Annotated in this window: 21 protein-coding genes; 6 read left to right on the top strand and 15 right to left on the bottom strand. The window is 69.0% G+C overall.

Annotated features, from left to right (window positions below):
* Positions 1–78: 78 nt before the first annotated feature.
* Positions 79–858 carry an SDR family oxidoreductase gene (locus tag A7E77_RS12320; RefSeq protein WP_053111626.1) on the bottom strand — a complete coding sequence of 260 codons (780 nt, stop codon included), beginning with the start codon at positions 856–858 and terminating at the stop codon, positions 79–81.
* Positions 859–966: 108 nt separating this feature from the next.
* On the opposite strand from A7E77_RS12320, the gene A7E77_RS12315 reads away from it, so the two are divergent.
* Together A7E77_RS12315 and A7E77_RS12310 are read left to right on the top strand one after the other, a co-directional pair.
* On the top strand, positions 967–1,392 hold the full coding sequence (locus tag A7E77_RS12315) for an MAPEG family protein (RefSeq protein WP_053111625.1): 426 nt from the start codon (positions 967–969) through the stop codon (positions 1,390–1,392).
* On the top strand, positions 1,392–1,577 hold the full coding sequence (locus tag A7E77_RS12310; RefSeq protein WP_017978200.1) for a hypothetical protein: 186 nt from the start codon (positions 1,392–1,394) through the stop codon (positions 1,575–1,577). The genes A7E77_RS12315 and A7E77_RS12310 overlap by 1 nt, the downstream gene beginning before the upstream one ends.
* A 3-nt stretch (positions 1,578–1,580) precedes the next feature.
* Here the strand turns inward: A7E77_RS12310 and A7E77_RS12305 are convergent, their stop codons facing one another.
* From A7E77_RS12305 to A7E77_RS12255, 11 genes are all read right to left on the bottom strand, one after another.
* Positions 1,581–2,891 carry a methyl-accepting chemotaxis protein gene (locus tag A7E77_RS12305; RefSeq protein WP_053111624.1) on the bottom strand — a complete coding sequence of 437 codons (1,311 nt, stop codon included), beginning with the start codon at positions 2,889–2,891 and terminating at the stop codon, positions 1,581–1,583.
* A 78-nt stretch (positions 2,892–2,969) separates the two neighbouring features.
* Positions 2,970–4,856 carry an XrtA/PEP-CTERM system amidotransferase gene (locus A7E77_RS12300; protein WP_053111623.1) on the bottom strand — a complete coding sequence of 629 codons (1,887 nt, stop codon included), beginning with the start codon at positions 4,854–4,856 and terminating at the stop codon, positions 2,970–2,972.
* On the bottom strand, positions 4,856–6,352 hold the full coding sequence (gene xrtA / locus A7E77_RS12295) for an exosortase A (RefSeq protein WP_053111622.1): 1,497 nt from the start codon (positions 6,350–6,352) through the stop codon (positions 4,856–4,858). The genes A7E77_RS12300 and xrtA overlap by 1 nt, the downstream gene beginning before the upstream one ends.
* Entirely contained in the window at positions 6,349–7,503 is a 1,155-nt protein-coding gene (locus A7E77_RS12290) for a TIGR03087 family PEP-CTERM/XrtA system glycosyltransferase (RefSeq protein ID WP_053111621.1), read from the bottom strand. Before A7E77_RS12290 ends, xrtA begins: the two co-directional genes overlap by 4 nt.
* A complete protein-coding gene (locus tag A7E77_RS12285) occupies positions 7,503–8,546 on the bottom strand; it encodes a FemAB family XrtA/PEP-CTERM system-associated protein (RefSeq protein ID WP_053111620.1) in 1,044 nt (347 codons plus the stop codon). Before A7E77_RS12285 ends, A7E77_RS12290 begins: the two co-directional genes overlap by 1 nt.
* Positions 8,546–9,400: an XrtA system polysaccharide deacetylase gene (locus tag A7E77_RS12280; protein ID WP_053111619.1), complete on the bottom strand. Its 855-nt coding sequence runs from the start codon at positions 9,398–9,400 to the stop codon at positions 8,546–8,548. The genes A7E77_RS12285 and A7E77_RS12280 overlap by 1 nt, the downstream gene beginning before the upstream one ends.
* A complete protein-coding gene (locus A7E77_RS12275) occupies positions 9,390–10,811 on the bottom strand; it encodes an ExeA family protein (protein ID WP_053111618.1) in 1,422 nt (473 codons plus the stop codon). The genes A7E77_RS12280 and A7E77_RS12275 overlap by 11 nt, the downstream gene beginning before the upstream one ends.
* Before the next feature lie 12 nt (positions 10,812–10,823).
* Positions 10,824–12,425, bottom strand: coding sequence for a hypothetical protein (locus tag A7E77_RS12270; protein WP_053111617.1), 1,602 nt, complete (start codon positions 12,423–12,425; stop codon positions 10,824–10,826).
* Complete coding sequence (locus A7E77_RS12265) at positions 12,425–13,456, bottom strand: AAA family ATPase (RefSeq protein WP_053111616.1); 1,032 nt, start codon at positions 13,454–13,456, stop codon at positions 12,425–12,427. Before A7E77_RS12265 ends, A7E77_RS12270 begins: the two co-directional genes overlap by 1 nt.
* A gap of 10 nt (positions 13,457–13,466) precedes the next feature.
* On the bottom strand, positions 13,467–14,978 hold the full coding sequence (locus A7E77_RS12260) for an XrtA system polysaccharide chain length determinant (RefSeq protein WP_053111615.1): 1,512 nt from the start codon (positions 14,976–14,978) through the stop codon (positions 13,467–13,469).
* A gap of 4 nt (positions 14,979–14,982) precedes the next feature.
* Entirely contained in the window at positions 14,983–15,630 is a 648-nt protein-coding gene (locus A7E77_RS12255) for an XrtA/PEP-CTERM system exopolysaccharide export protein (protein ID WP_017978189.1), read from the bottom strand.
* 161 nt (positions 15,631–15,791) lie between these two features.
* Here A7E77_RS12255 and A7E77_RS12250 point away from each other — a divergent pair, with 161 nt between their 5' ends.
* Positions 15,792–16,229 carry a DUF4879 domain-containing protein gene (locus tag A7E77_RS12250; protein WP_053111614.1) on the top strand — a complete coding sequence of 146 codons (438 nt, stop codon included), beginning with the start codon at positions 15,792–15,794 and terminating at the stop codon, positions 16,227–16,229.
* Positions 16,230–16,417: 188 nt separating this feature from the next.
* On the opposite strand, the gene A7E77_RS12245 is transcribed toward A7E77_RS12250, so the two are convergent.
* Together A7E77_RS12245 and A7E77_RS12240 are read right to left on the bottom strand one after the other, a co-directional pair.
* Positions 16,418–17,632 (bottom strand): pyridoxal-dependent decarboxylase, exosortase A system-associated, encoded by a 1,215-nt coding sequence (locus A7E77_RS12245; protein WP_053111613.1) that lies wholly within the window; start codon positions 17,630–17,632, stop codon positions 16,418–16,420.
* A complete protein-coding gene (locus A7E77_RS12240) occupies positions 17,629–19,122 on the bottom strand; it encodes an AMP-binding protein (protein WP_053111612.1) in 1,494 nt (497 codons plus the stop codon). The genes A7E77_RS12245 and A7E77_RS12240 overlap by 4 nt, the downstream gene beginning before the upstream one ends.
* Positions 19,123–19,207: 85 nt before the next feature.
* Between A7E77_RS12240 and A7E77_RS12235 the strand changes: the two genes are divergently transcribed.
* From A7E77_RS12235 to A7E77_RS12225, 3 genes are read left to right on the top strand one after another with little or no spacing between them, the layout of a single operon-like run.
* On the top strand, positions 19,208–19,480 hold the full coding sequence (locus tag A7E77_RS12235; protein WP_017978185.1) for an acyl carrier protein: 273 nt from the start codon (positions 19,208–19,210) through the stop codon (positions 19,478–19,480).
* Between the two features lie 11 nt (positions 19,481–19,491).
* Positions 19,492–20,202 carry a hypothetical protein gene (locus A7E77_RS12230; RefSeq protein WP_053111611.1) on the top strand — a complete coding sequence of 237 codons (711 nt, stop codon included), beginning with the start codon at positions 19,492–19,494 and terminating at the stop codon, positions 20,200–20,202.
* Positions 20,190–20,954: a hydrolase 1, exosortase A system-associated gene (locus A7E77_RS12225; RefSeq protein ID WP_053111610.1), complete on the top strand. Its 765-nt coding sequence runs from the start codon at positions 20,190–20,192 to the stop codon at positions 20,952–20,954. The genes A7E77_RS12230 and A7E77_RS12225 overlap by 13 nt, the downstream gene beginning before the upstream one ends.
* A gap of 76 nt (positions 20,955–21,030) precedes the next feature.
* On the opposite strand, the gene trxB is transcribed toward A7E77_RS12225, so the two are convergent.
* Positions 21,031–21,999 (bottom strand): thioredoxin-disulfide reductase, encoded by a 969-nt coding sequence (gene trxB, locus A7E77_RS12220; protein WP_053111609.1) that lies wholly within the window; start codon positions 21,997–21,999, stop codon positions 21,031–21,033.
* Positions 22,000–22,076: the final 77 nt, after the last annotated feature.

Raw genomic sequence — 22,076 nt, 5'->3', positions numbered from 1 at the left:
GAAGGGTGGGCCCCCGCACGCGCCGTCTCTCGTGCGGAAAGCCGTGCTTCGACTCGCTCAGCACGAACGCGTGTGGGATTATGCAGAGGCGTTCCCCTCCTCCCGCGCTTTCCGCGCGAAATCGTTGAGCTGCTTCATCGTGGCGTCGAAATTGCCGTCGCGTTCGGCGTTGCGGAAGCCACGGACGCGCTCGACCAGAATCTCCTTCGGCGTCGGCTGCTCGGCGAACAATCGCATCACCTCGTCGGCGAAATCGTCGAGCGGCTGATACATCGACCGCTTCTCCTGCCCCGGCGTCAGCGTCGTCTGCACGCCCGGCGGTGCCAGTTCGATCACCTCCACTTTGCCCTCCAGCGCATTGCGCAGCGACAGCGTGTAGCTGTGGATCGCCGCCTTGGTCGCGCAATAGGTCGGCGCATCGACCAGCGGGACGAAGGCGAGGCCCGAGGTCACGTTGACGATGACCGCATCGTCTTTGCCCTTCAGGTGATCGATCAGCGCATTGGTCAGCCGGATCGGCCCCAGCAGGTTGGTCGTCACCGTCTCTTCGGCATCCGACAGGTCGCGCTGCGTTTCCAGCGTCTCGAAGCGCATGATGCCGGCATTGTTGATCAGCACGTTGAGGTCGGGATGCGCCTCGATCACACGCTTGGCGAAGTCGGTCACACCCTCCGCGCTGTCGACGTCGATCGTCATCGTGTGGATATTGTCGCGCCCGTTCGCGACCTCGTCCAGCGCCGCCTGCCGGCGGCCGGCGATGATGACGGTATTGCCCGCATCGTGCCAGCGCTGTGCCAGCGCCGCACCGATGCCGGAACCGCCGCCGGTGATCAGGATCGTATTGCCGGTCTGCTTCATCGTGCCTCGTCCTTGGCTTGGGAGCCCCGAGTGACCGGAGCCGCCGATATGAAAGGTTGCGGGACGAAACGCTGTGCGTCAGGTTCCGCTCCCAACGGAGGGGACAACATGCACAGCGACATCCTGCGCCCGATGGTGGCACTCATCGCCTGGACACTCGTGATGTTCGTCTGGATGCTGGCGACGCGTATGCCCGCGATGAAGGCGGCGGGCGTCGATATGGGCAAGCTGGTCGGATCGACCGCGGCCGATGCGGATCGGGCGCTGCCGCGGCACATCCAGTGGAAGGCGCACAATTACAATCACCTGATGGAGCAGCCGACGTTATTCTACGCCGTCTGCACCGTCATCGCGCTGAGCGGCACGGGCGATGGCCCGAATGCGGCGATCGCCTGGGCCTATGTCGGCCTGCGGATTGCGCATTCGCTGGTGCAGGCGACGGTCAATCGCGTATTGCCCCGCTTCATGCTGTTCCTTGCTTCCACGCTCGCGCTCGTCGCGCTCACCCTCCACGCCGCCCTGGCGGTGTTCTGATGGCCAAGGGAGAGACGTTCGAACGCCATCGCCAGCCCTGGACCGCGGACGAGATCCAGAAGCTGCACACGCTGGCCAAGAAGGGCATGGCGTTGAAGGCGATCGCCAAGGCGCTGAAACGCAGCGAGGAATCGACCAAGGATCGCGCCAAGGCCGATGGCTTGTCGATCGCCAAGCTGCGCTGACGCCTACAACGACGCGGTGAGCTGCACGAAGCTGCGCGCGCGCGACTGAAGACGGCCGGTGGATTCGGCCAGCGTCCGCGACACTGCCTCCAGCCCCGACACGTCGTCGCCGATCGCCGCCGACTGATCGCTGATCGCACGCGCGCGATCGTCGATCGCATGGCCGGCCTCTGCCGATTGCTCGACATGGCTGGCGATACGCCGCGTCGCGCCCTGCTGCGCGGCGACCGCCTGTTCAATCGCGACACCCGTGTCGGCGATGGCGGCCATGGTCGCCTCCAGCGTGCGGTGGCCGCCGACGACGTCGCCGAGCAGGCCGTGCATGTCCGCCACGCGCGCCGCAATGTCCTTGGCTGCCGTGCCCGTCTGTTGCGCCAGCATCTTCACCTCGCTCGCCACCACCGCGAAGCCGCGACCCGCCTCTCCCACGCGCGCCGCCTCGATCGCGGCGTTGAGGGCGAGCAGGTTGGTCTGGCTGGCGATCGTCTGGATCAGGCGCAGCATGTCGTCGACCGCGGTCGCCTTCTCCACCAGCCGCGTCACGCGATCGCCCGCGGCGATCACCGCCACGCGCGCATCGTTGCGCAAGGCCGCGGCGCGGGCCGTCTGCCCGCCGATTCCGTCCAGCGTCGTCGCCAGGGTCCGGCCGAGTTCTGCGATGTCGGTCAGCGCCGTGACCATCTGCCCGGTCGCACCCGCCACCGACGCCGCATCCCGGCGCGAGGCCCCCGCGCGCGTGACGACCAATCCGGCCATCGCGGCGATCCGCTCCGCCGCCTCGGCCAGCTCCGCTGCCAGATGCGCGACATCGGCGGTGAAGGCCTTGCCCGCCGCATCGATCCGCGCCGCCCGCGCCTCGCGATCGGTCATCACCTGCGTACGACGTTGGATGGACAGCCGCTCGAATGCGGTCGCATCGACCACGGAATCGAAGACGCCATCGCGTGTCAGCACCAGTCCGTCCCCGCCCGCGTCGAGATAGGCGAGCACGAGCGCGTCGGCATCCAGCCCCGCATCGGCGGTCCCACAGGGCCGAATCAGCGTCGTCAGCGATCCGCCGATGCTGGGATTCTGCATCAGCGCGTGGCCGAAGGGGTTGAACAGAATGGTCCGGACATCGCGTTCCCGGATGACGCCCACCGGACGGCGCTGCGCATCGACGATCGCGAGCAACCGAAGATCGGGCGATTGCCGGAACATATCCACCGCTTGCGCCAGCGAGGCGGTGTGGATCAGGCAAACACCCTCGCCCTTCACCGACGCCTGCACGCCACCGAAAGCGCCGTTGCGCAGCAGATCGATGTCGAACAACATGGCCGCGACACTAGGGGGCGAGCGGTAAATGGCGGGTTAGGATTTGATGACAGTGCGGTGACACCGGCCGCGAAACGATCAGCCGAACAGGCGGCGTCCGGCGCGTTCCAGCATCATCACTTGCCACAGGGTGCGACCGTGGTCGGCGCGCCCGCTGCGATGCGCCTCGACCAGCCGCGCGACCGTCGGCATCGCCAGCCAGCCGCTGTCGGCGAGGAAGCGCGACCGGGTCAGCGCCTCCGCTTCATCGGCCAGCGCGCCGCGGAACCAGTCGCTGATCGGCGTGACGAAGCCCATCTTGGGTCGGTAGAGGATGTCGCGCGGCAGATAGCGTTCCACGCTGCGTTTCATCAGCCATTTGCCCGTCCCCCGGTGCAGCCGCATCGACGCGGGCAGACGCGCGCCGAACTCGACCAGCCGATGGTCAAGCAGCGGCTCGCGCGCCTCCAGCCCCACCGCCATGCTGGTGCGGTCGACCTTGGTCAGGATATCGCCGGGCAGCCAGATCTTCAGATCGGCGTATTGCGCGCGATCGATCGCGTCACGCGCCGGCGCCGCGCGCATCGCGGCAATGTAGCGATCCTCCGCGCGATGGCCCTGCAGCGCGGCGCGCACATCGGCGCCGAGCAACATGCCGCGCAGCTCTGGCGAGGTGACACCGACGGCGCGCGCATAAGCCTCGTCGCCATCGCTGGCGAGGGCGAGCAACGTCGTCTTCGCGCGCAGGGGCCGCGGTGCCCAATCGGCCTTGGGATAATAGCGCCCCAGCGTCCCGAACGCCGCCGTGCGCCATGTGGGTGGCAACAGGCCCCGCACGCGCTCTTCGGCTGCCTGGAAACGGTAGCGGCGATAGCCGGCGAATACCTCGTCCGCACCATCGCCCGACAGTGCCACCGTCACCCGCGCCCTCGCCAATGCCGCGACCTGATAGGTGGCGAGCGCGCTGCCATCGGCAAAGGGTTCGTCGAAATGATGCACCAGCGTGTCGATCAGCGCGAAATCGTCGGGGCGCACGACCTGCGCATGATGATCGGTGGCGAAGCGCTGCGCGACCGCCGCGGCATGCGCGCGCTCGTCATGGCCCGCCTCGTCGAAGCCGATCGTACAGGTGCGCACCGCCGCCTTGCTCGCCTCCGCCATCAGCGCGACGACCGCCGAGCTGTCAACGCCACCCGACAGGAAGGCGCCGAGCGGCACATCGGCGACCATGCGGCTGCGCACGCCCTCGCGCATATGCGCCAGCAGCTCCTCGCCGAGCGCGCGTGTCGATCCGGTCGCGCGATCGGCGAAGCTGACGTCCCACCAGCGGCGCGGCGCCGGTACGCTTTGCCCCCGCCGCACCAGCAGGCAATGGCCGGCGGGCAGCTTGCGCACGCCGGCGATCAGACAGGCATCGTCGGGGACGTAGCCGAACGCCAGATAATCCTCGATCGTGGTCGCATCGGGCACCCGGCGCAGCAGCGGGTGCGCGAGCAGGCCTTTCAACTCGGACGCGAAGGCGAGGCTGCCGTCGGACAGTTCGACATAATGCAGCGGCTTCACGCCCAGCCGATCGCGAGCGAGGAACAGCGTCCCCGCCTCCGCATCGTGGATCGCGAAGGCGAACATCCCGTTCAGCCGATCGAGCAGCCCCGGCCCCCAGGCGCGCCAGCCGTGCAGCAGCACCTCGGTATCGCCATCGGTGACGAAGCGTGCGCCGCCCCGCTCCAGCTGCGCGCGCAGCTCGGCGAAATTGTAGATCTCGCCATTGTAGGTGACGCTCAGCGCGCCCGCATGCATCGGTTGCGGCGAGCCGTCCAGATCGATGATCGACAGCCGGCGATGGCCCAGCCCGACGCCGGGCGCGGTCCATATGCCTTCGCCATCCGGGCCGCGATGCGCCTGCACCGCGATCATCGCGGCAATGCGGGCGGGATCGACGGGCTTGGGAGTGCCGGGGTGGAACAGCCCCGCAATGCCGCACATCAGCGCGCGCCCGTCAGGCGATCCGCCACGTCGTCGATCGGGCCCAAGGCCGCGGCGAAGGCGGCGATGTCGGCGCGTGCATCACGGCCGGGCGTCACTTCGGCCGACAGATGGATCGCCACCGCACCCTGCGGACCGCCGAGCAATTTTGCCATCATCGTCTCAATCTTCACCACGCGCTCGTCCGCCGTAACACTGTTGCCAACGACGTACCATGTCGCGACGATGCGCTCCACCGCATGGCCGTCGCTCCCCGGCGCGGTCATGCGCAGCGTTGCACCGCCAGCGATCGGCGCGGCGTCGGCGATGCGGACCCAGCGGTCCTCCTCGCGGATCGGGCCGGTGCCGAACGCACCGATCTTATGCCCCTCGCCCTGCGATGCGAACACCGCGACGGCAAAGTCGACCGCGGCGCCATCGCGGGCGTAGCGACCGAACAGGACATGGTCGGCGCCGGGGTAGTAAGGCTGCCACGCCGCGCGCTGGCTGAGCGGCACGCGGGTCCAGCCGGCGATCACCGGCAGGTCGATCTGCGTCGGCAGCGGCGTGGCGCGATGCGCGATGGCGGCGCTCCACATCGGCCAGATCCCGGCGGTGGCGAGCGTCAGCAGCACGCCGAGTGGCAACGCGATCCGCCCCCTCCGCACGGGCGGCAGACGTGCAGGATCGAAGGCGGGTGCATCGGGTGCGCGATCGAACCAGCGCCACCCGATCGCCAGCACCGCCGCCATCACCAGCCCGAAGAACAGCCAGCCGTAGACGATATGGTCGAACCCCGTCGCCGCCTCTACGCTGGTCAGGTTCGCAGCGTAGATCGTCCCGAAGGCGCGCAGACCGTTGGCGATCACCGGCACCACCAGCGCGGCGACCATGAAGCCGATCCGCCGCCCCCACGACACGAAACAGACGTTGGCGACCAGAACGCCGAACGCGAGCATCGCGATGACGAACTTCGCGCCCGAACACGCCTCCGCCACCTCGAAATAATAGCGGCCGGCGTGGATCAGCACGCCGTTCGACGTAGCAGGCACGCCGAACAGGTGGAGGAGCGGCATGACGATCCGCACCGTCACCGCCTGCAACGGCGGCTCCAACGCCTCGCCGAAGGGGACGAGGAACAGCGCATAGGCCAGCGGGAACAGCAGCCCGCGCGCGACCTGCGCGCCGAGCAATGTCACCACCGCGCCTTGCAACATCAACACCACACCCAGCTGCCGCGCGAAGCTGACCGAACCCGCATCTCCCATCAGCCAGCCGGCGCCCCCCGCCGCGACGAGCAGCAGCCCCGGCCACCAGGCCGTCGGCGTCAAGGCGGCAAGCTCCCGCCGCCGCTGCCAGACCAGCCAGCCGATCACCGGCCCGATGAACAGGCAATGCCCGAAGGTCGTGCTGGTCCACCAGATCGTGACGAGCCGCACGACGTCGGCGCAGAACATCAGCAGGATGACTGCAACAGCCAGCGCCAGCGCGATCCCATGCCGCCGCCAGCCGCTCATGCGCCGAGCCCCAGCAGGTCGTCGAGCGGCGCCAGCCGCGCCGCCCAATCGTACCGCGCCAACACCCGCGCCCGCGCCGCATCGCCCAGCGCGGATGCCGCGTCCGGATCGTCCAACAGCGCGCCGATCGCCCGTGCCTGCTCGACCGCGCTCCCCGCCACTCGCAGCGTGCCGGCATGGTCGATCCCCTCGGCGGCGGCGGGCGAGGCGACGACGGGCCGCGCCCTCGCCATCGCCTCCAGCACCTTATTCTGGATGCCGCGCGCCAGATGCAGCGGCGCGACGCACACGCTCGCCGCCGCCAGCCAGGGGCGGACATCGTCGACCGCACCGGTGATGATCACGTCGGGCGCCGCGAGCGCCTGCACCGCCGCGGTCGGCGCACGCCCGACGATCGCGAAGCGGACGCCGGGGTGCGTCTGCCGCAGCCGCGGCATCACCTCGGCGGCGAACCACGCTACCGCCTCAACGTTCGGGCGATAATCCATCTGGCCGGTGAAGACGAGCAACGGGCCTTGTGTCGCCGGACCGACACCGGCCGGATCGAACGCCGCCGCGTCGATGCCATTCTCCACCGCGACGATCCGTCCTGCCCCACCGCCGCTGCGGAAGAGCGCCGCCTCCGCTTCGCTGACGAACAGGCTGGCGCGGACGCTTGCCGACACCTGCCGCTCGAACGCACCGAGCAGCCGTGCCTCCCGCCGCATCATCCAGCGCATGGCCATGCTGCCGGCATCGGCGAATTGCGCGAACTTGGCGGAATCGACGTCGACGAAGTCCATCACCGCCGGCACGCCCGTTGGCAGATATTGCGCCATCTGCCCGGAAAAACAGTAGATGGCATCGACCCGTCGCGCCGCGACCGCCCGCCGCATCGCCGGGGCATTGAAGGCGGTCAGCGACACCGGCCGCCCCGTCGCCAAGGCCTCGACCGCCGCCAGCGCCTGTGGCTTGGTGCGGCGGATCAGCGTGATGCTCTCCAGGCCTTCCGCGATCGGCGCTGGCACGTCGAAATCCGCGTCGCCTTCCCCGAACGCCACCAGATGCACGCGCGCGCGTGCCATCAGGTGACGGAGGACGTGATAGCTCCGGATCTTGTCGCCGCGATCGGGCGGAAAGGGCGCGCGGTGCGCGAGGAACAGCAGCTCCATCAGCCCAGGCCGCGGGCGATCCACGGTCCCATCAGATTGGCGAGCGGCAGCGGCAGCCGCTTCCATGTCGCCACTATCATCGCATATTTGGGATTGAGCGGATTGACCTCGCGCGCCGGCCCATCGCTGCGCGTCGCATAGCAGCGCGGCACGCCGGTAAAACCCCAGTTCTTCTTGAACGCCGCCGCGCCCGTGCCCGTCTTCGACCGGCCGAAGTCGAACCGCGTGCAGCCGCGATCCCGCGCATGGCTCATCAGCGCGAAGTACATGCGATCGTTGGCGCGCAGCCCACGCGCCGCCGCCGTCCCGCCACCCCAATAGGGAAAGACGGTGCCACGGAAATACAGGCTCAGCACGCTCGCCACGGCCCGCCCCTGATGCCGCACCGTCAGCACATCGCTGTCGAGTGCCCCCGCCACGTGGCGGAACAGATTGGCCGGAAACACCGGCGTGCCCAGGTTGCGCACCGATTCGGCGTAGACGCCATAATGCTCGCGCAGCAGCGCCTCGCCACCGGTGACGACCTCCAGGTCCAGCCCCAGCGCGCGGCGCACTTCAGCACGCTGCTTGCGCGGCACAGCAAGCAATTCCGCATCGTCATCCGCCGCCAGATCCCGAACAAAGCCGAGATAGGCGGTATCGTTGGTCGCCCAGCCCCGCGGCGCCGGCCCGCCCCGCAATTCGACGCCGGGGCAGCCCAATCGCTGCGCCAATGCCAAGGCCGCCCCCGCCAACGCCTCCACGCCATCGCCCAATATGCCGCCGTCGACACCGAAACCGGTCGACACCAGCGCCCGGCCGAACAGCGGCGATCGCATCTCGGTCAGTGGCAGCACGCCGGCGATATCGCCGTCAGGATAGCTCGCGACCAGATAGCGGGCACGCTGGCCGCAACCGCGCTCGACCGCGCGGCTCCAGCCGGTCAGGTGGAACGGCGTCGCCTCCGCCGCCGCGCGGACGAAGGCGTCGATCGCGCCGCTCTCCCGGACATCGCCCAGGTTCGCCTCGCGCACGTCCAGCCGCGGCTCGATCGGCGCATGCATCACGCGAGCAGCGCCGCCTCGCGCGCGACGACGGCGTCGACGCGGCCCCAGTTATGCCGTGCAATCAGGCCACGCAGCTTACCCGCCATCGCGCCGAGCCGGCTGTAGTGCCGCACCTTCGACCGCAGCGGCGCATTCGCGACGCGCGGCTGGTCCGGGTCGACCTCCCAGGGATGGAAGTAGAAGATGCCCGCATGCCCCTCCGCGTTAACCTGCCGCACCGCGAAATCGGTCAGTGCGCCGGGCAGCATGCGGAAGAAGCCGCCGCCGGTGGCGATATGCCGCCCGGCCACGCGCGCGACCGTCACCGGCAGCTCGACCAGGGGCGAGTCCTTCAGCGGACGAAAAGCGTACCGCGGCGCATCGCGCCACCCGTAATGATCATGCGTGACCGGCGCGACGCTGGACGAATAGGCATAGCCCGCCTCCGCCAGCACCGGAAAGGCCCACAGATTGCGCGGGTCGATCGAGAAACTGGGCGCGCGATAGCCGGTCACCGCCTGCCCGCTCGCATCCTCCAGCGCCGCCCGCGCGCGTGCCAGATCGGCACGGAAGGTCGCGGCATCCATGGTAAAGACGCGCTGATGGTCCCAGCCGTGGCTCGCGATCTCATGCCCCGCATCCGCAATGCGTCGGATCAGCCGCGGATGGCGATCGGCAACCCAGCCAAGCGTGAAGAAGGTCGCCTTCACCCCGCTTTCGGCGAACAGGTCGAGCACCGCGCCGGTGTTCGCTTCGACGCGGCTCGCGATCGTGTCCCAGTCGGCGCGGTCGATCGTGTGTTCGAACGCACCGACCTGAAACCATTCCTCGACATCGACCGACAGGCCGTTGCGCAGCGGCTCAGGCGGCATGGTCCCACGCGGCGGGCGAGCGGATGGGGACGGCATCATGGCCATGGTGCAGGTCGGCGACGCCGGCGACCATCGCGGTCGCCGCCGCCTCGCTGCGGTCGGCCTCGACCCAGTCGACCAGCAGCGTCAGCACCCGGCGCAGCGCTTCTTCCTGTTGCGCGATCCGCGCTTCCAGCGCCGCAATGCGCTCGGCATCGCTCGACGCGGGGGCCGCCGGTGCCGCTTGCGGCTCCGCTTCCGTCGCGGCCGGCGCGTCTTCGGTCGTCGTTTCTTCCACCAGTGGCTCTGACGTAACGTCGTCGGACGCATCCGCGACGATCGGCGCAAACGCAGGCGCTTCGGCCACAGGCTCCACCACGATCGGCAGCGGATCGCGCGGCGCATCGGCGACGGGTTCGAGCCATTGCGGCGTGCGCGGCACGAAGCGGCGGATCGGCGTCACGTCTTCAATGGCCGGTTCTTCGATGATGGTTTCCGGTTCCGCCTCGACCGTCACGACCTCGGGCTCGATAGCAACCGGCTCTGGCGTGACAGCCGTCTCGGCCACGGGTTCGGGGTCAGGGGCCGGCTGCACCACCGTCGGTGTAAAGCTCGCCGGCAGGTCCGCCTCAAGATCGCGCACCACTTGGCGCACCAGTCGACCGTCGATCAGCTCATGCCCTTCCAGAGCCGCGGCCAGCATCACCCGCGCGGCAAGCTGATTGAGCCGCCGCGGCACGCCGCCCGACCCGCGATACAGGGTCTCGAACGCATCGTCCGCAAAGTCCGGCCGCCCCTGCCAGCCGACCACCGACAGGCGGTGCGCGACATAATCGGCGACCTCATGCGGCTCCATCGGATCGAGGTGGTGAATGGCGATGACGCGCTGGCGCAATTGCTCCAGCCGCTCCGATCCTTGCAACCGCTCGCGGAACTCGGGCTGGCCGAGCAGCAGGATCTGCAGCAGCGCATGCCCGCCCGCCTGGAAGTTGGACAGCATGCGCAGCTCTTCCAGCGAATCGACGGGCAGCGCCTGCACTTCGTCGACGATCAGCAGCGTCCGCCGGCCGGAGCGCTTCACCGCATGCAGTCCGCGTTCGATCGCGGTCAGCAGCTGCGCCTTGGTCAGGTTGGCCGGATCGACGCCCAGCCCCGTCGCGACGACGCGCAGCAGGTCGTCGGCGGCGATCGCGGTCGACACGATCGTGATGACGTTCAGCGCGGCAGGATCGAGCAGGCCGGTCAGATGCCCCACCAGCGTCGTCTTGCCCGCGCCGATATCGCCGGTCACGACGATGAACCCCTCGCCCTGCGCGATGCCATAGCCGAGATAGGCCATCGCCTTGCGATGCGTCGCCGTCTCATACCAGAAGCGTGCGTCGGGGGTGAGTTGGAAGGGGCGTCCGGTCAGCCCGAAATGGTCTTCGTACATCCTGTGCGGCCCCTAGAAGGAATAGCGCGCGGCGATCAGCGCCTGCGCGGACCAGGTGGTGTCCAGATCGCCCGTGTCGAACGCATAGACGCCCGCACTGGCCGAGGTGGTGATCCGGCCGAAGCTGTGCCCATAGCTGGCGGTGCCGCCATAGGCCCAGACGCCGGCCGCCTGCGCAACGCCCGATTCGTAATAATTGACGAACAGGTTGCCGTCGATGGTCGAGACGGGCGACAGCTGTCGGTTGAGGAACAGCTGGCCATAGGCGCTCTGATCCTCGATCCCGTACAGCGTCACGCCGGGTACGTCGTCGCGGTTGAACAGCTTGCGATTGGCATAGCCGATACCGCCGCCATAGGTGGTGCGACCGCGCGTGACCGACAGCACCGCATCGACGCCGCGCGCGCGATAGCTGGCGGTCTGGATCGACTGGAACACGTCGTTCAGGCAGCCGCCCGGCGTCGCCCCGCTGGTCGAAAAGACGCAGCCGTTGAACTGCTGCGTGAACGCATCGCGGGCCGAGATGAAACTGGTCGGCAGCTGTTGCAGCCCGTTGCGCAGCTGCTGGCCGAAGGTCGTGACGCTGTCGTAGACGCTCGCCGCCATTCCGACATGTTCGGACGCTTGATAGGTGGCCAAGCCGCTGTAGCTGATCGATCCGAAACGTTTGCCGACGCGCGCCTCCGCTGACACGCGGCGATTGGGGCGCCAGACGACACCCGCATCATAATAGACGCCATCGGTGCGATAGGCGATCTGACGCGGCGCGGCGCTGTTGGTCACGAAGCGGCCATCGCCATCGACCAACGGCTGGCCCGCCGCATTGGTCAGCGCCGGGCGATTGCTCGTCTCGATCCGCTCGTAGCCGACACCTGCGGTCAGCGCGACATAAGGCGATACCGGCATCAACGCGTCACCGCGCACGCGCCAGCCCTCGTAACGGCCATCCAGTTGCCCCGCATCCTCGCGGTCCCAGCCGGCGCTGGCAGTCAGGCCGACGGGCAGGACCTGCCCCGGACGCACGCCCGCACTGATCCCGGCAGACTGGTTGAAGGCGGTATCGTAATAATCGAAGCGCGGCTGGCCGGGGCCGACGCCGACGAAACTGGGGCTTTCGACCTTGGTATAGCCCGCCAGATAGCTGGCGGCGACCGCCACCGGCCCGACGTTGGTCGCATAGCTGGGGCCGGCATAGACCGAATAGATCTGGCTGATGTTATCGACATTGCCGACCAGTACGCCCGGCGCCGCACCGCGGATGTCGGCACGCGCGCGCGTCGCGATACCACCCGCTTCCAGCGTCAGGCCACGCGCGACCTTGGCGGAGACGCGCGCCAGACCGGTGTGGACGTCCGAATCGCCGATCCGGTCGTCCCAGGCGATCCGCCGTTCGTAGCGATAGGAGAGTTGCCCGTTCACCCGCGACGTATTGGCGGCCAAATCGATCCCGGCCGCGATGGTCGAATAGGTCAACACATCGCCGCTGTTAAGGTCGGCGTCGAGCACCTGCCCCAGTTCGATATAGGGCGTCGCGGTGACGCGGCGTCCTTGCGCCTCGGCCGATCCGGCGACCGCACAGGCGCCCAGCGCCAGCCCGAGAGAGATAGACCGCATCACTTGCCCCCCTCCTGACCGTAATAGGTGCCGTAGCGCCGCCCGCCGGGCACGAACGACACGGCGTTGAGCACCAGCGCGATCTCGTCGCAGCCGTCGAGCCGCTGCACCGCCTCGCGCAATTCGTTTTCCGGCGTATCGTCGGCCCGCACCACCAGCATCACCTGCCCGACCAGCATCGCCAGCACCGCCGCGGGCGAGGCGGCCAGCGCGGGCGGCGAATCGAAGATCACGATGCGGCGCGGATTGGCGTCGAGCAGGCGCGACAGCACCGTCCGCGTGCGAGCGGAGGCGAGCAGCTCGGTATCCGTCGCCGTCTTCGTCCCCGCGGGCAGGATCGACAGGCCGCCGATATCGGTGCGGATGACGAGATTTTCGACATCGATCCGGCTGTCGGCCAGTGCGTCGAGCAACCCCGGCTGTTCGGCAAGACCCAGGCGCGCCAGCACGTCGGGCTTGGCGAAATCGGCATCGACCAGCAGCACCTCGGTATCGCGCTCCATCGCCATGGAGAGTGCGAGATTGACCGCGCAGAAGGTCTTGCCGTCGCCCGGTCGCGCCGAACAGACGAGCACGGTCCGCGCCTTGTCGCCGTGATGACCCTGCGCGATGCGTTCGCGTGTGATCAGCAGCTGGCGCTTGATCAGGCGGAATTCCTCGGCCAGCGGCCCCACCGGCGCGCCGGGCACGATCATCCCCGCCTCGGCCAGCATGCCGCGGTCGATGCCGGCGATGTCGCTCAGCTCGGGCGTTTCGTAAAAGGCCGGCGGCAACTCCTGCCCCACGGGTGCGCGCAATTCGGGCGGGATGGCGAGGAAGGTCGGATCGTCGATCGGCGCCGCCGCCTGCCATGCCGGCTCTTCGGCGACCGGTGCCGGCTCGACATCGGGCGCGGGCATCGGTGTGGGAACGGCGTCATCCCGCGCCGGATCACCGGCATCCTTCACCGGCGCCCGGAACCCCGCGCCGAAATCATAGGCGCGGGCGGCCCGTTCGAGCAGCGAATCGCGGCGGATGGGCTTGTGCATCATATCGTCCCCGTCACGCCGCCAGACCGCGTTGCAGCACTTCGACGCCGAGCAGCAGCACATAGGCCGCCACCAGCCCCGCGGCACCGCCCGCGAAGATTTTCAGGCGCTTCGCCCGCTGCTCCGCCTGAACGCGCGTCACGACTTCGCCGATTGCGCCGATCACCGGCATGCCGGTCGCCTTTTCCAGCCGCGGCGCGGTGGCAAAGGTCGCGCGCAGCTGACCCATCGCGAACGCCGCACCGATGCCCGCGCCCAGCCCCGCGACGAGGACGCCGGTCAGCAGCAGCATGCGGTTGGGCGCGGTCGGCGCACGCGGCACCGTCGGCGGGTCGATGACCGAGAATTTCACATTGTCCGTTCGCGTCGCCGCCTGCCCGCGCAGCGCGACCTGCTGGCGCTGGGTCAGCAGCTGATCGTACTGATCCTTCAGCACCTGATAATCGCGGTCGATCTGCCCCTGTTCGGCCGCGACCGCCGGGTCCTGCGACAGTTTCGCGGTCAGCTGGTCGAGATCGCCCTGTAACTGCGCCTTGCGCATCCGCAGCCCGGCGACCGCCGATTGCTTGTCGGCCAGCATCGATTGCAGCGACTGATAGACGGGGTTGGGCGTGCCCGCCGGCCCGGCACCCGCCGGCTCCCGCTGCGCCGCCGCCTGCGCGACGGCAAGCTGGCGCTTTAGCGCGATCACGTCGGGATGCTGATCCGTATAGCCCCGCGCCCGCGCATCGGCGAGCTGACCCTGGATGGCAGCGAGCGCCGCACGCGCCGGTCCCGCGGCGATGCCGCCAGTGCCCGCAACCGTCTGCGGCGTACCCGCCATCTGCGCCTGCAACGTCGCGAGGCTCGATTGCGCGGTGGCGAGATCGCCGTCGACCTGCGCCATCTGCGCGCGCGACGCGCCGATCCGGTCGGCGACCGTACCGGTCCCGGGCAGCGAGCCGAGGTAGCGCGTCTGGAAATCGGACCGCTTGGTATCCGCGTCCGACAGCCGCTTCTGCAGCTGCGCCAGCTGCGCATCGAGGAAGTCGAGGCTCTGCGTCGTCTGGCTGCGATCGCGGCCCAGGTTGGTTTCGACGAAGATGTCGATCAGCTTCTGCGTGATCTGCTGCGCCAGCTTGGGGCTGGCCGCGGTGGTGGTGATCTGGAACAGATTGTCCTGCTGGCTTTCCACCTTGATCGCCTGCGCGAGGCCCGCGACGCGATCGGCGACGTCGCGGTCGCTCGACACGGTCTGCGCAAGGTCGGTGCCGCGCACCACCTTTTCCAAGTTGACCGCGCTGACCAATGTCTGGCGGATCGTGTCGACATCCTTCTGCTGCGTCTGGGGGGCGGCATCCATCGACGCAGGCAGGATCGACTGCATCTGCACGAACACGCGCGCCCGGGATTCATAGCGGCTCGGAATCTGGCTCACCACGAACCAGCCGAGCACGCACACGCCCCAAGCGACCGCCAGCGCCAGCCAGCGCCGAGTCCAGATCGCATGGAGCGCGAGGCGCGCTTCGTCGTAGAGGCCGTTCATCCGATCAGAACATCGATTCGGGGATGATGATCACGTCGCCGGGCTGCAGGCTGACGTTGGCGCTCGAATCGCCGCGCTTCAGCAGATCGGCGATGTGCAGCTGATATTCGTGCTGTTCGCCCGTATCGCGATCGTGTCGGATCAGCTTCGCCTTGTTGCCCGCCGCATATTGGCTGAGGCCGCCGACCGCGATCATCGCATCGAGCAGCGTCATGTTGGCGCGATAGGGAATCGACGCAGGCTTTTCGGTCGCGCCGATCACGCGCACCTGCTGGCTGTAGGTGCCCGAGAAATTCTCGACGATCACCGACACGCGCGGGTCGGTGACATACTGGCTCAGCGCCTTCTTGATATCGGCGGCAAGCTGCGCGGGCGTCTTGCCGACCGCGGGCATGTCGTTGATCAGCGGCGTGGTGATGCGGCCATCGGGGCGTACCTGCACCTTCGCGGTCAGTTCCGGCTGGCGCCAGACGAAGACGTTGAGCTGGTCGAGCGGGCCGATGACATATTCCTCGCCCGGCTGTTCCTTGGATGCGACATAGCTGGCGGGCGGCAGTTCGGGATGGCTGGCGCCGCCACCGACGCATCCGCCGAGCGCGCTGGACGCGGCACCGATGGCGAGCAGGACACGGACGGACTTACCGGAACGCATGCAATGTCTCCTGACGCCCATGGACCGCCACGCACACGTGAGATCAAGGGCTTGAGCGATGGCTATGGCGCGAGAGAGGTGAAGATAGCGTTAGTGACGCTGCAGGGAAGGCCACCGTCGTCCCTCTCGCAACAGAACGACGACGCGGGTATGCTGGCCGGATGACACGGCTTTTCCTGTCCGCCGGCCTCATGCTGGCGCTTACGCCGGTGGCGGCGGGCGCGCAATCCGCCCCGCCGTTGACCGGCCTCCAGATCGTCGCCGTCAGTTCCGCGACGCAGTCCGAACGGATCGCCCCCGACCAGACGCACACCAACCGGCCACATACCGGCCCGATCAGTGTCGTCGTGCAGGAAACCGGCATCGGCCGGGCGCGTGTCGTCCGCATCGACGGCGCGGTCGCGGCCCCACCCTCCACCCAGCGCCCCTTGTGCGGCAGCGCGGTGACCGCGGGCGCCTGCCGCCCGGGCGAGCCGATGACGGGCGTGGAGATCACCTACCATCTCGGCCCCTTGCGCAAGGGCGCGACGGTCGCGTTGCAGGATACGTCGGCCAACCTGCCGGCGGTCACACTCGGTACGACGATCACGATCGACTGATCCCGCGCAGACCAATACCGACGCGGTAGCATCAATTCCTCCCCCGCCAGGGGGAGGTGGGATGCCGAAGGCATGACGGAGGGGGAGGAAGCGCGAACGGATGTGTCGCTTACCTCCGCCTCCATCACAGCTTTACCGCCCCCCTGGCGGGGAATGCATTGGTGGCGGCACCCGAATGCCGATTTCCCCTAACCCGCGACGATCTCCACCGCGGGCGGATGCCCCAGAAAGCCGGACGGACTGGCGCTGGCACCATAGGCCCCCGCCATGAAGATCGCGATCAGGTCACCCGCGTCGGCATGCGGCAGCGCGATGCGGTCGCCCAGCCGGTCGAGTGGCGTACACAGCGGCCCCACCACCGACACCGTCTCGTCGCCCACGCCGCCCACTTCGCGCGCCAGCGCAAGCGGATAGTTGCGCCGTACCACCGTGCCGAAATTGCCCGACGCGGCGAGCTGGTGATTGAGGCCGCCATCGGTGACGAGGAACGTCTCGCCCTGACTGTCCTTGCGATCGACGATCCGCGTCAGATAGACGCCCGCCTCCGCCACGAGCCAGCGCCCCAGCTCGATCGCAAAGCTGGTCTGGCCGAGAACGGCGGGCCGCGCCGGCAGTGCCTCGCCAAGCGCCGCGCCCACCGCCTCGACATCCAGCGGCACGTCGCCAGAGAAATAGGGCACGCCGAACCCGCCGCCCAGATTGACCAGCTGCGGCGCAGCGCCCGCCTCGTCGGCGAGTCGCGCAGCGAGCGCCAGCGTCGCGGCCTGCGTCTCGGCGATCGCGCCGGCATCCAGCGCCTGACTGCCGGCATAAATGTGAAAGCCCCGCCAGTCCGCCCCGCTCGCGACGATCGCGCGGACCAGCGCCGCCGCGCGCACCGCGTCGACGCCGAAGGGCGACGGTCGCCCGCCCATCCGCATGCCCGAACCGCGCAATTCGACGTCGGGATTGACCCGCACCGCCAGCCGCGGAGCGATGCCAAGCTCCTCACCCAGCCGCAACGCCCGCGTCGCCTCGCCTTCCGATTCGACGTTGAGCGTCGCGCCCGCCCTGATCGCCGCGCGCAACTCGACATCGCGCTTGCCCGGCCCGGCGAAGCTGATCGCCGACGCGGGCTTCACCGCCAAGGCCTTCTCCAGCTCACCCCCCGACGCGACGTCCAGCCCGTCGACCAGCGGCGCGACCCGATCGAGCAGCGCAGGCAAGGGGTTGGCTTTGATCGCATAATGCAGATCCACGTCGGGGAAGGCCGCCCGGAACCGCGCCACGCGCGCCGCGACGATGCCGACGTCATAGACGAAGACGGGCGTCGCCTCCGCCCAGTCGTCCGCAGGCCGCCCCGCGATCGTCAGCATGCCGCGCTGCCCGGCAAATTCGGGCGGCAGCGCCCCCATCGGCTTCATGCTCTCGTCTCCGCCCGGATCGCCGCCCGGTCCAGCTTGCCGTTCGCGTTGCGCGGCAACTCCTCGCGCCAGTCGTAGCGCGCCGGCTGCATGAAGCTCGGCAGCAGCCCGCGCAACCGCGCCCGCAAGGCGTCTTCGCCCGCCGGATCGCCCGCCAGCACCACCACGATCGCCTGACCGGAGCGCGCATCGGGCACACCGACCGCCACCGCCTCGCGCGCCTCGCCGCCGGCGAGTACCGCTTCCTCCACCTCCAACGGGCTGATCCGGTTGCCCGCGCTCTTGATCATCTCGTCATCGCGCCCGACGAAGCGGAGCAGCCCGTCCGCGCCCTCCAGCACCGTATCGCCCGACCAGACCGCCATGCCGCCGCTCGCCATCCACGCGGGCGCCGGACGAAAGCGCTGCGCCGTCCGCTCCGCATCGCGCCAATAGCCCTGCGCGACCAGCGGTCCGGCGTGGACGAGTTCGCCCGGCTCGCCGACCGCGCGCGTCCCGTCCGCCTTCACCACCGCCACCTCGGCAAAGGGGATCGCCCGGCCCATCGCATCGGGATGCGCATCGATCAGCGCCGGGTCGAGCCAAGTCGACCGGAACGCCTCGGTCAGGCCATACATCGCCACCAGCTCCGCCTGCGGGAAGCGCGACCGCAGGCCGCGCACCAGCCGCTCCGTCAGCGCGCCGCCCGAATTGGTCAGCCGCCGCAGCCGCGCCGCCGTCTCCACCGGCCAGTCCGCCTCCAGCAGTTGCACCCACAAGGGCGGCACCCCGGCCAGCGTCGTCGCCTGCGTGCGCTCGACCGCCTTCACCACGTCGCGCGCGGTCAGATAATCGAGCGGCGCCACCGCAGCCCCGGCATACCAGCTCGAAAGCAGCTGATTCTGCCCATAGTCGAACGAGAGCGGCAACACCCCCAACACGCGATCCGCGGACGACAGGCGCAGATAATGCGCGACCGACACCGCCCCCAGCCACAGGTTCGTATGGCTCAGCATCACGCCCTTCGGCCGCCCTGTCGACCCGGAGGTGTAGAGGATCGCCGCCAGCGATGCCGGATCGTGGTTCGACCGCCTCGGCCCGGCGTCCGCCATCGACACTACATCCGCCTCGACCAACCGGCAGTCGTCGGGCCGGTCACCAGCCTCTAGCGTCGCCGCGCGCGCCGCCTGCGTCACGAGCAACGTCGCGCCACTGTCCGCCAGGATGTGCGCCACCTGCGCCCGGCGCAGCGCCGGATTGACCGGCACATGGACCAGTCCCGCCCGCGCCGTGGCGAGCGGCATGACGCACGCCAGCGCCGTCTTGGGCAGCCATGTCGCGACCCGCGCGCCCGGCGCCAATCCCCACCCCGCCAGCCAGCCCGCGACACTCGCCACCGCCGCCTCCACCTCGGCGAAGCGCCACGTCCGCGCGCGCTCGATCAGCGCCGGGGCGTCGGGGTCCCCCCGCAAGAGATGGTCGATCGGAAACGGTGTCGGGTCTGTCGCCATATCCCCTCATAGCGTCACGTTATTGCCGAATGCAGCCCCAGCCTCTAACGCAGCCGCGCACGTCCCCGATCGAAGGCCGAACGCTTTGCTTCCCGAAGGCTACACCCAGGTCGAAACCACCGTTCGCGCCGTCCTTGCCGATGTGCTGGGCCTGTCGCCCGAGCGGGTCGCGGACTTCCGGGCGACGACGCCGCTGTTCGGCGCGCTGCCGGAACTCGATTCGATGGCGGTCGCGGGCGTGCTGACCGAGATCGAGGATCGGCTGGGCATCCTGATCGAGGATGACGAGGTCGATGGCGACATGCTCGAAACCTTCGGCGCGCTCGTCGAATTTGCCGCGGGCAAGGCGCTGGTCTAGCGTCGGGCGGCATGGCGCCGCGCATCGACCATTACGACTGGAGCGGCGGCCGCGAGGCGCTGCTGCGCTTCGGCCCCGACACCGGGCCGGTGGTCATCCTTGCCCTGCCCCTCTTCGAAGAAGCCAACCGCACGCGCACCTTCGCCGTCGGCCTGCTGCGCCAGCTGGCCGAACGCGGGATCGCCGGTCTGCTGCCGGACGTGCCGGGACAGGGCGAGAGCGTGGTGCTGCTTGAAGACTGCACTCGTTTTTGCATGGCCGAGATGCTGGAGGCGTTGACCGACCGCTGCCGTGACGAAGGGCGACGGACCTACGCGGTCGGCATGCGCAGCGGCGCACTGCTCGACTATTGCGCGCTGCATAGCGGCCGGTGGCATCTTGCCCCTCAGGACGGCGAATCCCTGCTCCGCGATCTGCACCGGACGTGGCGGGCGGCGGGCAACGACGGCGACCGACAGGCGATGATGTACGGCGCCGACACTGTGGAGATTGCGGGCAACGTCCTGTCGCCCAACCTACTCGCTTCGTTCAGCGCCGCCGCCCCCTTCGATCAACCCGGCACGCCTCGCCGTGTCGTGCGCCTGTCGTCCGATCCCGCCCCCGCCGACCGTCACATCGACGCCGCCCCGCTCTGGCGGGGCGCCGAGCCGGGCGACGACCCTGCCCTCGCCGAGTTGCTGGCCGACGATATCGCCGCCTGGATCGCCACATGCGAAGCCTGATCGGCTTCCCCTGCGCGGGCGACACGCTGATCGGTACGCTCGACGCAGCACCCGGCACGATCGGTCTGCTGATCGTCTCCGGCGGCAACGAAATCCGCTGCGGCGCGCATCGCGGCATGGCGCTCCTCGCACAGTCGGTGTCGGCGGCGGGCCATCCGGCCTTCCGCTACGACCGCCGCGGCATCGGCGACTCGACCGGCGTAAACGACGGTTTCCTGTCCGCCCGAGACGATCTGATCACCGCAGCCGCCGCCTTTCGCGCCCACGCCCCACAGCTCGACCGCATCGTCGGCTTCGGCAATTGCGACGCGGCGAGCACGCTCGCGCTCTTCGGCCGCGACGCCGGCATCGATCACCTGCTGCTCGCCAACCCCTGGACGGTCGAGGACAACGACGCCCTGCCCCCTGCCGCCGCGATCCGCGCGACCTACCGCCAGCGCCTCACCGACCCCGCGGCATGGCGTCGCCTGCTTACCGGCCACATCGACCTTGCCAAAGCAGTGAAGGGCCTGCGCAAGGCCGCCGCCTCATCGCCGCAAGCGCTCGCCACCCGCGTCGTCTCTGCGATCGAAACTTGGGGCGACGCGGCGACCGTGCTGCTCGCCAGCGGCGACGCCACCGCGCAAGCCTATGCCGCCGCCGCGCGCCACCTGCCCGCGACGCGGATCGACACCGCCTCGCACAGCTTCGCCCGGGCGGAAGACCAGCGCGCGCTACGCAACGCCGTCCTCGCCGCCCTAACCAGACTCTGACCACAACGCGCCCAACTCAACGTCATCCCAGCCTTCACTGGGGCGACATTTTGAGGCGGAAGTGGCAGCGGATCGCTTACTCTGCCGCCTCTGCCATCTCAGCGAACTCCGCCGCCGCCAGGAACCGCTCGGCATCCAGCGCCGCCATGCAACCGGTGCCCGCCGCCGTCACGGCCTGTCGGTACACTTTGTCCGCCACGTCGCCGCACGCAAATACGCCCGGCACGCTGGTGCGCGTCGAGCCCGTCTCCACCGCGATATAGCCATCGTCGTCGAGCGCCAGATGGCCGCGGAACAGCTCGGTCGCCGGATGATGGCCGATCGCGACGAAGCCGCCCTGCACGTCGAGCCGCGAATGCTCGCCGGTCTGCGTATCCTCCAGCTCCAGCGCGACGAGGCCCGCGGTGCCGCCGCCGTCGACGAATTCGCGGACTTCCTTGTTCCACAGCACCGTGATGTTGGGATGCGCGTGCAACCGCTCCTGCAGGATGCGCTCGGCGCGCAACGTATCGCGGCGGTGGATCAGCGTCACATCGTCGCTGTGGTTGGTGAGGTACAGCGCCTCTTCGACCGCGGTGTTACCGCCGCCGATCACTGCGACCTTCTTGCCGCGATAGAAGAAGCCGTCGCAGGTCGCGCAGGCGCTGACGCCCTTGCCCTTCATCGGCTCTTCGCTCTCGATGCCCAGCCACTTGGCCTGCGCGCCGGTCGCGATCACCAGGACCTCGCCCTCATACACATCGCCGCCGTCGCCAATCAGGCGGAACGGGCGCTTGGACAGGTCGACCTCGACGATCGTGTCCCACATCAGCCGCGTGCCGACATGTTCCGCCTGCTTCTGCATCTGCTCCATCAGCCAGGGCCCCTGGATGACCTCGGCAAAGCCCGGATAATTCTCGACATCGGTCGTCGTGGTCAGCTGACCGCCGGGCTGGATGCCCTGCACGACGATCGGCTGCATCCCCGCCCGCGCGCCATAAATCGCGGCGGACAGCCCCGCAGGCCCCGAACCGAGGATCAGCATGCGGGTGGTATGAATGGTCATGGGAAAGCCTGTCGGATGAAAGAGTCGTGGACCGATCTAGGCGATCGGCCCACGATTTTGAACCATCCGATAGGCAA

Source organism: Sphingomonas sp. NIC1, assembly GCF_001638925.1.
Lineage (GTDB): Bacteria > Pseudomonadota > Alphaproteobacteria > Sphingomonadales > Sphingomonadaceae > Sphingomonas > Sphingomonas aquatilis.
The sequence above is the reverse complement of the archived record's forward strand: the minus strand, read 5'-3'. Positions and strand labels throughout refer to the sequence as shown.

Excerpts from the sequence above, each read along its gene's own strand:
- A7E77_RS12320 (WP_053111626.1), bottom strand. The coding sequence starts at position 858 with ATGAAGCAGACCGGCAATACGATCCTGATCACCGGCGGCGGTTCCGGC.
- A7E77_RS12315 (WP_053111625.1), top strand. The coding sequence starts at position 967 with ATGCACAGCGACATCCTGCGCCCGATGGTGGCACTCATCGCCTGGACA.
- A7E77_RS12310 (WP_017978200.1), top strand. The coding sequence starts at position 1,392 with ATGGCCAAGGGAGAGACGTTCGAACGCCATCGCCAGCCCTGGACCGCG.
- A7E77_RS12305 (WP_053111624.1), bottom strand. The coding sequence starts at position 2,891 with ATGTTGTTCGACATCGATCTGCTGCGCAACGGCGCTTTCGGTGGCGTG.
- A7E77_RS12300 (WP_053111623.1), bottom strand. The coding sequence starts at position 4,856 with ATGTGCGGCATTGCGGGGCTGTTCCACCCCGGCACTCCCAAGCCCGTC.
- xrtA (WP_053111622.1), bottom strand. The coding sequence starts at position 6,352 with ATGAGCGGCTGGCGGCGGCATGGGATCGCGCTGGCGCTGGCTGTTGCA.
- A7E77_RS12290 (WP_053111621.1), bottom strand. The coding sequence starts at position 7,503 with ATGGAGCTGCTGTTCCTCGCGCACCGCGCGCCCTTTCCGCCCGATCGC.
- A7E77_RS12285 (WP_053111620.1), bottom strand. The coding sequence starts at position 8,546 with ATGCATGCGCCGATCGAGCCGCGGCTGGACGTGCGCGAGGCGAACCTG.
- A7E77_RS12280 (WP_053111619.1), bottom strand. The coding sequence starts at position 9,400 with ATGCCGCCTGAGCCGCTGCGCAACGGCCTGTCGGTCGATGTCGAGGAA.
- A7E77_RS12275 (WP_053111618.1), bottom strand. The coding sequence starts at position 10,811 with ATGTACGAAGACCATTTCGGGCTGACCGGACGCCCCTTCCAACTCACC.
- A7E77_RS12270 (WP_053111617.1), bottom strand. The coding sequence starts at position 12,425 with ATGCGGTCTATCTCTCTCGGGCTGGCGCTGGGCGCCTGTGCGGTCGCC.
- A7E77_RS12265 (WP_053111616.1), bottom strand. The coding sequence starts at position 13,456 with ATGATGCACAAGCCCATCCGCCGCGATTCGCTGCTCGAACGGGCCGCC.
- A7E77_RS12260 (WP_053111615.1), bottom strand. The coding sequence starts at position 14,978 with ATGAACGGCCTCTACGACGAAGCGCGCCTCGCGCTCCATGCGATCTGG.
- A7E77_RS12255 (WP_017978189.1), bottom strand. The coding sequence starts at position 15,630 with ATGCGTTCCGGTAAGTCCGTCCGTGTCCTGCTCGCCATCGGTGCCGCG.
- A7E77_RS12250 (WP_053111614.1), top strand. The coding sequence starts at position 15,792 with ATGACACGGCTTTTCCTGTCCGCCGGCCTCATGCTGGCGCTTACGCCG.
- A7E77_RS12245 (WP_053111613.1), bottom strand. The coding sequence starts at position 17,632 with ATGAAGCCGATGGGGGCGCTGCCGCCCGAATTTGCCGGGCAGCGCGGC.
- A7E77_RS12240 (WP_053111612.1), bottom strand. The coding sequence starts at position 19,122 with ATGGCGACAGACCCGACACCGTTTCCGATCGACCATCTCTTGCGGGGG.
- A7E77_RS12230 (WP_053111611.1), top strand. The coding sequence starts at position 19,492 with ATGGCGCCGCGCATCGACCATTACGACTGGAGCGGCGGCCGCGAGGCG.
- A7E77_RS12225 (WP_053111610.1), top strand. The coding sequence starts at position 20,190 with ATGCGAAGCCTGATCGGCTTCCCCTGCGCGGGCGACACGCTGATCGGT.
- trxB (WP_053111609.1), bottom strand. The coding sequence starts at position 21,999 with ATGACCATTCATACCACCCGCATGCTGATCCTCGGTTCGGGGCCTGCG.